At 54.7% G+C, this 9,639-nt stretch carries 9 protein-coding genes; 2 read left to right on the plus strand and 7 right to left on the minus strand.

Annotated features, from left to right (window positions below; translation table 11 throughout):
* From lepA to rpoE, 6 genes are all read right to left on the minus strand, one after another.
* Positions 1-1,388 (minus strand): translation elongation factor 4 (lepA, locus tag ABJK70_RS14775; RefSeq protein ID WP_347258342.1); only part of this gene is annotated, 1,388 nt, incomplete at its 3' end.
* A 4-nt stretch (positions 1,389-1,392) separates the two neighbouring features.
* On the minus strand, positions 1,393-2,799 hold the full coding sequence (locus tag ABJK70_RS14780) for a DegQ family serine endoprotease (RefSeq protein WP_077729220.1): 1,407 nt from the start codon (positions 2,797-2,799) through the stop codon (positions 1,393-1,395).
* 55 nt (positions 2,800-2,854) lie between these two features.
* Complete coding sequence (locus ABJK70_RS14785; protein WP_168175369.1) at positions 2,855-3,295, minus strand: SoxR reducing system RseC family protein; 441 nt, start codon at positions 3,293-3,295, stop codon at positions 2,855-2,857.
* Complete coding sequence (locus ABJK70_RS14790; protein ID WP_168175370.1) at positions 3,288-4,238, minus strand: MucB/RseB C-terminal domain-containing protein; 951 nt, start codon at positions 4,236-4,238, stop codon at positions 3,288-3,290. The genes ABJK70_RS14785 and ABJK70_RS14790 overlap by 8 nt, the downstream gene beginning before the upstream one ends.
* A gap of 82 nt (positions 4,239-4,320) precedes the next feature.
* Positions 4,321-4,842: a sigma-E factor negative regulatory protein gene (locus ABJK70_RS14795; protein WP_077729223.1), complete on the minus strand. Its 522-nt coding sequence runs from the start codon at positions 4,840-4,842 to the stop codon at positions 4,321-4,323.
* An 11-nt stretch (positions 4,843-4,853) separates the two neighbouring features.
* Positions 4,854-5,426 carry an RNA polymerase sigma factor RpoE gene (rpoE, locus tag ABJK70_RS14800; RefSeq protein ID WP_077729224.1) on the minus strand — a complete coding sequence of 191 codons (573 nt, stop codon included), beginning with the start codon at positions 5,424-5,426 and terminating at the stop codon, positions 4,854-4,856.
* 385 nt (positions 5,427-5,811) lie between these two features.
* Here rpoE and nadB point away from each other — a divergent pair, with 385 nt between their 5' ends.
* A complete protein-coding gene (nadB, locus tag ABJK70_RS14805) occupies positions 5,812-7,407 on the plus strand; it encodes an L-aspartate oxidase (protein WP_347258343.1) in 1,596 nt (531 codons plus the stop codon).
* 53 nt (positions 7,408-7,460) lie between these two features.
* Here nadB and amrS read toward each other — a convergent pair whose 3' ends face one another.
* Positions 7,461-8,570, minus strand: coding sequence for an AmmeMemoRadiSam system radical SAM enzyme (gene amrS, locus ABJK70_RS14810; protein ID WP_347258344.1), 1,110 nt, complete (start codon positions 8,568-8,570; stop codon positions 7,461-7,463).
* A 108-nt stretch (positions 8,571-8,678) separates the two neighbouring features.
* On the opposite strand from amrS, the gene amrB reads away from it, so the two are divergent.
* Positions 8,679-9,464: an AmmeMemoRadiSam system protein B gene (amrB, locus tag ABJK70_RS14815; protein ID WP_077729269.1), complete on the plus strand. Its 786-nt coding sequence runs from the start codon at positions 8,679-8,681 to the stop codon at positions 9,462-9,464.
* Positions 9,465-9,639 lie beyond the last annotated feature (175 nt).

The raw sequence follows: 9,639 nt of genomic DNA on the forward strand, positions 1-9,639 counted from the left end.
GATTTAAGACGGTCGAAAAAATCCAATACGATTTCGCTTAGAGGCAACTCGAAGCTGAGGGACACCTGCCCGCCCATGTACTGCATCTTTTTTTGTATGCCGCGCTTTTCGACGCAAAGCGTCATCACCGCACCTAAATAATCTTGCGGCACCAGAATATTGGCTTCGATGATCGGTTCGCGGATTTCTACGATTTCGTTAGGCGGGGGCAGCTTGGACGGGTTGTCGATCAGAATCGTCTCGTCGTCCGTTTTGAGCACCTCGTAAACGACGGTCGGCGCTGTCGTGATCAAATCGAGATCATACTCTCGCTCCAGCCGCTCCTGGATGATCTCCATGTGCAGCATGCCGAGAAACCCGCACCGAAAACCGAACCCTAAAGCCTGCGACGTTTCCGGCTCGTACTGCAGCGCGGCATCGTTAAGATGCAGCTTGTTCAGCGCCTCCCGAAGATTCTCGTAATCGTCGGATTCAACAGGATAGAGCCCTGCGAACACTCTCGGCTGGACTTGCTGGAACCCCGGCAGCGGGGCCTGGCAAGGGCGATCGGCCGCGGTGATCGTGTCGCCCACCGGCGCACCGAAAATATCCTTGATACCGGCCACAACGAACCCTACCTCGCCGGTTTGAAGTGTCTCCTTATCGAAGGACTTTGGGGTAAAGACGCCCAGCTTTTCCACCAAGTGGCTCTTTCCGGTGGACATGATGAGGATCTTCTGTTTCCGGGAGATGGAACCGTTAACCACTCGCACCAGCGAAACGACTCCCAGATAGTTGTCGAACCAGGAGTCGATGATCAGCGCTTGCAAAGGCCCCTCGGGATCTCCCTTGGGCGGAGGCACCTTGCTCACCAGCTGTTCAAGAAGATCATTGACACCGAGGCCGGTTTTCGCGCTGATTTTCAAGGCTTCGTCGGCCGGCAACCCGATAATCTCCTCGATCTCCTTGCAAACCCGCTCGGGTTCGGCTGACGGCAAGTCGATCTTGTTCAGCACGGGAATGACTTCCAAGCCCTGCTCGATCGCCGTATAGCAGTTCGCTACGCTTTGCGCCTCCACCCCCTGCGCTGCGTCGACCACGAGCAAGGCGCCTTCGCAGGCCGCCAATGATCGGGACACTTCGTAGGAGAAGTCCACATGACCGGGCGTATCGATCAAGTTGAGCTGGTAGGTCTCGCCATCCTTGGCCTTATAGTTGAGCGTTACGCTTTGAGCCTTGATGGTGATGCCGCGTTCCCGCTCGATGTCCATCGAGTCGAGCACCTGGTTGAGCATCTCGCGATCGCTAAGTCCTCCGCAAGTCTGGATGAATCGGTCTGCCAAGGTCGACTTGCCATGGTCGATATGAGCGATGATGGAAAAGTTACGAATATGCTGCTGATCAGCCACGGCCTCAATCCTTGAGCTTCAAGGCCAGGAACAATGAGCCGCCGCGTCGCTGGACCAGCACCGCAAGCGATTTGCCTTTTGGCAACTCCTTCACAACCTCATTGAAATGGTTTACGTCTTTGACGACTTGGTCCTGAATACGAAGAATCACATCGCCACGGCGTATACCCGCATCGTAGGCGGGCCCCGGGTTGACCGCTTGTACCAGCACGCCATGCCGCGGAACTTCCAATTGTTCTCGCTGCTCCACCGTCAAATTGGATACGCTAAGCCCCAAACGGTCGAACGTCTGAGCCCCCGGAGCCTCCTCGGCCCCCAAGAGCACTCCCTCATCCTCGGGCAAGGTGCCAATTTTGATCTTTACATCACGGGTAGAACCTTGACGGATGATTTTGACCGCTGCCGTTTCCCCCACTTTGGTCATACCTACCATTGGCGGTAGCGACGACGAACCAACGACCTCCTGTCCGTTGAACTCGATAATGACGTCACCGACCTGAATGCCTCCCGCCTCGGCTGGACTCTTCGACAATACTCTAGATACCAGAGCTCCCTGCGGCTTCTTCATCCCGAAAGATTCGGCCAACTCGCGCGTGACGTCCTGTACCTGCACGCCCAGCCAGCCCCGCGACACATGGCCCTGCGATTTCAATTGTTCGACCACCTGCATGGCGACTTCGATCGGAATAGCGAACGACAATCCCATGAAGCCGCCGGTACGGCTGTAAATCTGAGAGTTGACGCCGACCACCTCGCCCTCGAGATTGAACAAAGGGCCACCGGAGTTGCCCGGATTGATGGCCACGTCGGTCTGAATGAAAGGCACATAGTTATCGCTCGGGAGACTTCGGCCCTTGGCGCTGACGATGCCCGCCGTCACCGAATGATCGAAGCCGAAGGGTGAACCGATAGCCAATACCCATTCACCCACTTTCAGTTTATCGGCCGACCCCATTCTTACGACTGGCAGATGATCAGCCTCTATCTTCAGCAACGCGATATCGCTGCGCTTATCCGATCCGACGACTTTGGCCACCAATTCTCGGCGATCTTGCAATCGCACGACGATTTCGTCGGCATCCTTGACAACGTGGTGATTGGTCAAGACATAACCATCGTCCGAAACGATGAAGCCCGATCCCAAAGATTTCACCTCACTCGGCTGGCCACCACCTTCGCCAAAGAAGCGACGAAAGAAATCGTCAAATGGCGTTCCTTCCGGTATTTCGATCCCTTCCGGCAACTGGGGCTCAGTAGCGCTCACTTTCTGAGAGGTACTAATATTTACGACCGCCGCGCTGTTTTTCTCGACTAAGCCGGTGAAGTCGGGAAGCTGAGCAAGGACTCCCTGAGACGAAAGCCCTATGAGAAGGAAACAAAGCACGAGGGCTATCCACCTGGTTTTAAGCATACGAAACTCCCAAGTCTTCACGGACCTAAGCATGGATTTAAAAGCGGATTTGATATCAGCTAAGTTTACGGAGTATCACGGGGTGCAGTTTTTCGCGAGAAAGAACCCCTGTGAACTTCAAAAGGACAAAAGACAAAATCAGGCCAGTTACGCCCCCGAATGCGCTGGCCCCGTCGCTGGAAATAGCTGGTCTTAGCGAGGACGCGACGATGTCTCCCAATACCGCGCCAAAAAATAAGCCCAACAAAGGAATCAAGTATGCCCATAGGGACCCCTTTACCAGGGCGTCCTCCTGAATTCCGAGCACAACACGATCACCCACATGAACTTCGATTGGGGAAAATACCTGTAACCGAATTTTCGGTGCCCCGAGGTACTCGTCCACCACGCCAGACGCGCATTGCTGCGAACATCCGCCACACGCCGATTTGCGCGGCTTTTCGACCCAAACTTTTTCGGCTTCCGTGTGTAAGACGACTGCTTCTTCCTCAATCATGGGCGTCATTCACTTGAAGATGCACGCCCCCTGCGATGGCTTGCACGGTTTTGGCGGGAACTTCGCCCATCACGGTGACCAGATAGCGATCGATCTTACGAGAATGCGCATTTATGGCACCGACTTTCTTCTGATGTCCCTTGACGATATCGCCTCCTAACTCATCAATGTAAATTGAAACAGAAGAAAAACCGTCACTCAACAAGATATGTTCTACCGGATGCTCTGTCGGCGTACGAATCAGCCGAGTATACGAAATCATTTGAAACCCATCTGGCACGCTTCTAAGCGCCCATTTCAACGACCTGAGCGGCATCGCCTCACGCCGATTAACCTGCCAAGTAAAAGCATCGACCTTTGTGGATGCATTCAGTTCGGAGTCCGGGATGATTTCCTCGATACTCAGCGACGTGAACATCATCTGCTCGACCGCCTGGCCATTTTCGCCGATTAGCTCGAATTTGAGCGGCAACTTGGATTCCAAATCCACCCAAATCCGGCGAGCGTACCGAAAGTCATCTCGCGGCTCAATACTGATGACCTGTGACAAGCGCTGCGCAACGTATTCCTGCGCCTCAAGCTTAAAATCGTAATGTCGTGAAAGTTGTTTCAAGTCCTCTGGCAACTCCAGCAAAACCGAACGTCTTGGCGGTTTATTTTCGACAAAGACCGTTTTGGTGTCGGGAAAGTAGCAAGACACTTTTTCTGCATTTCGGACGACTTCCCGCAAGGGAGTGTTCATCGACACCAACCGTTCGTGCTCCGTACCCCCTGTAAACGCATGAACTAGCTGAAAGCTCTCGACGTGTTTATCTTTGAGATAAGCCACTACTCCCCGATAATTCAACTGAGTCACGGCTTGACGCATATCCATTAGCCAACGGACGGCATCACCGTGACGAGGTTCGCCGGTTCCGCCCAAAGCTTCGGCTGCAAACATCATTAGACAAATCTGCCATGCCAAAACTCGGCGTATGCGGAGCATGTCCACAGAGAGCGCAAAAAGTGAAACCATCAATTCGAACTTAGCGAGAAGAATCGTAGGTCACCAGGCGAGCATAGGGCAACAGACCTGGAGCGCCTGCCAAATAAGCCGTTTCGTAATGCGTAACCAGATAATCCTGGAACTGGGGATCAAGCGCTGAACGAACCTCATCGGGATCGACCAACTCGGTTTGCGCCAACACCTCCGGACCAGGCACCGGAGAATAATCCTTTACGGACTTCCCGACCAAAACCGCAACCACCGCCAAAGAGGCCGCTAATGCGGCCGTTACCGCTTTTTCACGATAGCGGTGCTTCTCCGGTCTTGGCGCAAGAATCGCCGGTTCGTTCGCTATAGTAGCCCGAACCTGATCCACGAAGCGATCATCGACGGGCAGGACCTTTCCCGACCGCATCACCTCGCTGACCAGACGGTAACGATGCCATTGCCTTCGAAGCGTGGCGTCGCTCTCTATACGAGCCATCAATGCCAGCGAATCGCTCTCACTCAACTCTCCGTCTAACAGTAATGACAGCTTTTGTCTCAGATCATCATCCGACATGGACTTGCCCCCTAACCGAGTAAAACTTTTAATTTCTTATCGATGGCTTCGCGCGCACGAAAAATGCGTGAACGCACGGTCCCCACCGGACAATTCATTACCTGAGCGATTTCGTCGTAGCTTAAGCCATCGAACTCTCGCAAGCTTATCGCCGTACGAAGTTCTTCGGGCAGCTCGTCTAGCGCAAATTGGATTACCCGAGCGAGTTCCTCACTTAACACTACTCCCTCAGGGGTTTCTTGATCCTTTAGACGTACGGCGGACTCGAATTGTTCCGCCTCCTCGATTTCGATCTCGTCCTCCGAAGGGCGGCGTGCGCGCATCGCAATGTGATTCTTTGCCGTATTGATCGCGATCCGGTACAGCCATGTGTAAAAAGCGCTCTCGCCGCGAAAGCTCGGCAACGCCCGATAGGCCTTTATGAAGGACTCCTGAGCGACGTCCAGGGCCTCGTGCGGGTCCTTGATATAGCGGTTGATCAGCTGCGCGATTTTGTACTGGTATTTTCGAACGAGAATGTCGAATGCCGTTTTATCGCCTCGCTGTACCCTCCGGACTAATTCCTCATCGAGTTGCTCGCCCATTGCGGGAAACCTTTTTCCCTATTTAACGGCGCACACGCACGACCAAAAGATCTGGGCTCTTATTTGAATACGGCGAGCGAATGAAAAACACGGCTTATTTGAGAGCTTCATTAAGAGTGAGATACGTGGCTTGACAGAAAACACTGTCAAAGACTGCTGCACAATTGCATTAGCTTGATTCTACAGGAAGAATTATCGTAGTTTCGCAAGCGCCATTCAATGCGTATTTCGCCGTATCCGCCACGACCCACACTTTTGACGACTCATCAGCACCGAATCGAGATTCTGCTTTAGGCTGCCATTCCCATGGCTAATTCAACGCCACCTGTTTTAGACAAGATACTTTTACAGTAGGATGGCGAAACCACCACGACACACACACTTCATGCCATCCTCAGTTCACGACGTTTTGATCATCGGCAGCGGCGCAGCCGGCTTAAGCTTGGCGCTACGCATCGCCGATCACGCGAGTGTCGCCGTCCTGTCCAAAACCGCCTTGACCGAAACCAACACGCTTTACGCCCAGGGCGGCATATCGGCCGTGCTGGATGCCGACGACTCGATCGAGTCGCACATACAGGACACACTGAACGCGGGTGCCGGCCTTTGCGATCCGGATATCGTGCGGCTCGTCGTTTCGCTAGGCAAAGAATGCATCGACTGGCTGCTGGAACGAGGTGTTCCGTTCACTGCAGCGGACGCGGAAAGCGGCGGCCACCACCTTCACCTGACTCGGGAAGGCGGACATACCCATCGCCGCGTTGTCCATGCTGCCGATGCCACGGGACGGGCTGTCGAAATCTCGCTGGCGCAACATATCCGCAACCATCCTAATATCGATTTATTCGAATACCATAACGCGATCGATCTGATAACCGAGAAAAAGGTCGGCCGTGACGGGAACCGCGTGCTGGGCGCCTATGTGCTCGATACCCACGACAATAAAGTAAAAACGCTCCGGGCCCGAGTCGTCGTTTTGGCGACCGGTGGCGCCAGCAAAGTTTATCTATATACCAGCAACCCCAACATCGCCACCGGGGATGGCATTGCCATGGCCTGGCGCGCCGGCGCATGCATCGCCAATATGGAATTCATTCAATTCCATCCGACCTGCCTTTACCACCCACATGCCCGCTCGTTCCTGATTTCGGAAGCGGTTCGCGGAGAAGGCGGAAAACTGGTGCTGCCGGACGGCTCGCCCTTTATGCACCGATTCGATTCCAGAGAGGAACTGGCTCCCCGCGATATCGTCGCGCGCGCCATCGATCACGAAATGAAGCGCCTGGGCGTCGACTGCGTTTACCTGGACATCAGCCACAAACCCTCCGATTTCATCAAAAGCCATTTCCCGACCATTTACGCGCGGTGCCTAGAGCTCAATATCGATATTACATCGCAAGCGATACCGGTCGTCCCGGCCGCTCATTACACCTGCGGAGGCGTGCAAACCGACCGCCACGCGCGCACCGACGTGCCCGGCCTTTACGCCGTCGGAGAAACAGCCTGTACCGGTCTCCACGGAGCCAACCGCATGGCCAGCAATTCCTTGCTCGAATGTCTGGCCTTCGCCAAGCTGGCGGCAGAGGATATTATCAGGGCCCTGCCCGAGATCCCTCCGCCTCCGGACTTGCCCGAATGGGACGAATCCCAGGTCACGGACTCCGACGAGGAAGTCGTCGTCGCCCATAACTGGGACGAAATCCGACGTTTTATGTGGGATTACGTAGGCATCGTCAGAACCAACAAGCGCCTGCAGAGGGCGTTGCGCCGTGTCGAGCTGTTAAAGCAGGAAATCGCCGAATATTACGGCAATTTCAGGGTCACCAGCGATTTATTGGAGTTGCGCAATCTGGTCATCGTAGCCGAACTGATCATCCGCTCGGCCTTAGTGCGCAAAGAGAGCCGAGGACTCCATTTTACGCTGGACTATCCGCGCACGAACGATGATGAGCCTCCACGAAACACGGTGATCTGTCCCTGATCATCGATCAGCGGCTCGTAACGGCATCCTCCGATCAATCTTCAAGCAACGCCTTAGTGGTGCGTTGCCGCCCGGCGGCACGTGCTGACCGGCACGCGCCTGCCGCCCCAGTCTCCGGGGCTTTCTTCGAACACGCCGGCGCAAGGCGTGTTGCATGCATTGCAAGCGCCTTGCGGCGTCAAATTCCATTCCGACAGTTCATACCAGTCGCGGCCAATGAGCAACTGGCCGCAGTGATGGCAATAAGTGCTGTCAGCCGCTTTATCGTGAACGTTTCCGACATAAACGTATCTAAGACCGTTTTTCATGGCGATGCGCCGAGCTCGAACCAATGTGTCCAGCGGCGTGGAACGCTTATCCATCATCTTCCAGTCGGGATGAAAGGCCGAAAAATGGAGAGGCACGTCCGGCCCCAACTTGTCGGCTACCCATTGAGTCAATGCCTCCAACTCACGATCCGAGTCATTCTCACCGGGAATCAGCAAGGTCGTTATTTCCAGCCACACGGACGTTTCATGCTTGATGTATTGCAGCGTTTCCAATACCGGTTGCAAATGGCCGCCGCAGATCTTGCGGTAAAACTCGTCGGTGAACGCCTTCAAATCGATATTGGCCGCGTCCATCACGCTGTAAAACTCGGCGCGCGGCTCGGCGCACATATAACCGGCCGATACCGCGACCGATTTGACGCCATGCTTTCGGCATTCCTTGGCAACGTCCACGGCGTATTCATGAAAGACAACGGGATCGTTGTAGGTGTAAGCGACGCTGCGACAACCCAGCTCTTTTGCCGCCAGCGCAATGGCTTCGGGGGAAGCCTGATCCATCAGTGAATCCATCTCGCGAGACTTGCTGATATCCCAGTTCTGGCAAAACTTGCACGCGAGATTGCATCCGGCCGTGCCGAACGAAAAGACCGGCGTACCGGGAAGAAAATGATTCAGCGGTTTTTTCTCTATAGGATCGATGCAGAAGCCGCTAGAGCGCCCGTAGGACAACAATACGATCTTGCCGTCCACATTGCCGCGAACGAAACACAACCCCCGCTGTCCTTCATGCAACTTGCAAAACCGGGGACACATCGTGCATTCCACACGACCGTCCTCCAGCGTACGCCAGTAGCGCGTAGGAAAACCCTGCGCCGTTTCGATGGTCCGATTCATGATCTACACCCCATTCGTCAAATAAAATCGCATTTGTAAAATATGACCCATCGGGTGCCTGTCGACGTTTTGCCGTCGGCCGGCGTCGATCCCACAGAGGACTTTGCAATGAAGAACATACGCCAACCTGCCGTCGCGGGGCTTTTCTACCCGGATGACGAACATCGGCTTCGCGCTATGGTTCGGGATTTTCTGCTGGATGCAAACACAGCCGGGCCGCTGCCGAAGGCCATTATCGCACCTCACGCCGGGTACATTTATTCGGGCCCCATAGCCGCCAGCGCCTATGCCCTGATCAAACAAGGCAGGGATGTCATTCGTCGCGTTGTCTTAATCGGCCCTTCTCATAGAATCGGCTTTCACGGCATCGCCGTCAGTCATGCGGACAGCTTCGCCACTCCCCTGGGCAACATCCCTATAGACTGCGCCGCCATCGAAAAGATTCTCGATTTACCATTCGTCAAAAGGCTCGATGAGGCACACTTGCTCGAGCATAGCCTTGAAGTTCATATGCCTTTTCTGCAGGCGGTCTTGAACCAGTTCGAACTGGTTCCTTTGGTCGTGGGCATTGCCGCACCTTCCGACGTCAGCGCGGTACTCGAGCGGCTTTGGGACGATTCGGGGACTATGACCGTGATCAGCTCGGATTTAAGCCATTACCATGACTATGCCACGGCCAAGCGAATAGATCAGGCCACATCCGTCGCCATCGAAAGGCTTCGGCCGGAGGATATCGGTCATGAATCGGCTTGTGGACGGATAGCCGTCAACGGCTTACTCTACTTCGCCCGCGAGAAGGGTCTAACAGCCCGAACGCTGGACTTACGCAGTTCCGGCGATACGGCTGGCCCGAAAGATCGAGTAGTCGGCTATGGGAGCTATGTCTTTGCGTAACACAAACGGTTTCTTGAACTCAACGCACCGCCGGTTCCTGCTCGCGCTTGCGAAACGATCAATCGAGTACGGCTCGGTCCACGGACGACCGATTCCCGTCGAACAGCAAACGCTAGCACCTGAGCTCATCACCATGAGAGCTACGTTCGTGACGCTCGAAATACTAGGCAAACTC

Source organism: Methylocaldum sp. (assembly GCF_039794385.1).
Classification (GTDB): Bacteria; Pseudomonadota; Gammaproteobacteria; order Methylococcales; family Methylococcaceae; genus Methylocaldum.

Coding starts and splice junctions, on each gene's coding strand:
- rpoE (WP_077729224.1), bottom strand. CDS start 5,426: ATGGGCGAGCAACTCGATGAGGAATTAGTCCGGAGGGTACAGCGAGGC.
- amrS (WP_347258344.1), bottom strand. CDS start 8,570: ATGAATCGGACCATCGAAACGGCGCAGGGTTTTCCTACGCGCTACTGG.
- ABJK70_RS14780 (WP_077729220.1), bottom strand. CDS start 2,799: ATGCTTAAAACCAGGTGGATAGCCCTCGTGCTTTGTTTCCTTCTCATA.
- nadB (WP_347258343.1), top strand. CDS start 5,812: ATGCCATCCTCAGTTCACGACGTTTTGATCATCGGCAGCGGCGCAGCC.
- amrB (WP_077729269.1), top strand. CDS start 8,679: ATGAAGAACATACGCCAACCTGCCGTCGCGGGGCTTTTCTACCCGGAT.
- ABJK70_RS14790 (WP_168175370.1), bottom strand. CDS start 4,238: ATGATGTTTGCAGCCGAAGCTTTGGGCGGAACCGGCGAACCTCGTCAC.
- ABJK70_RS14785 (WP_168175369.1), bottom strand. CDS start 3,295: ATGATTGAGGAAGAAGCAGTCGTCTTACACACGGAAGCCGAAAAAGTT.
- ABJK70_RS14795 (WP_077729223.1), bottom strand. CDS start 4,842: ATGTCGGATGATGATCTGAGACAAAAGCTGTCATTACTGTTAGACGGA.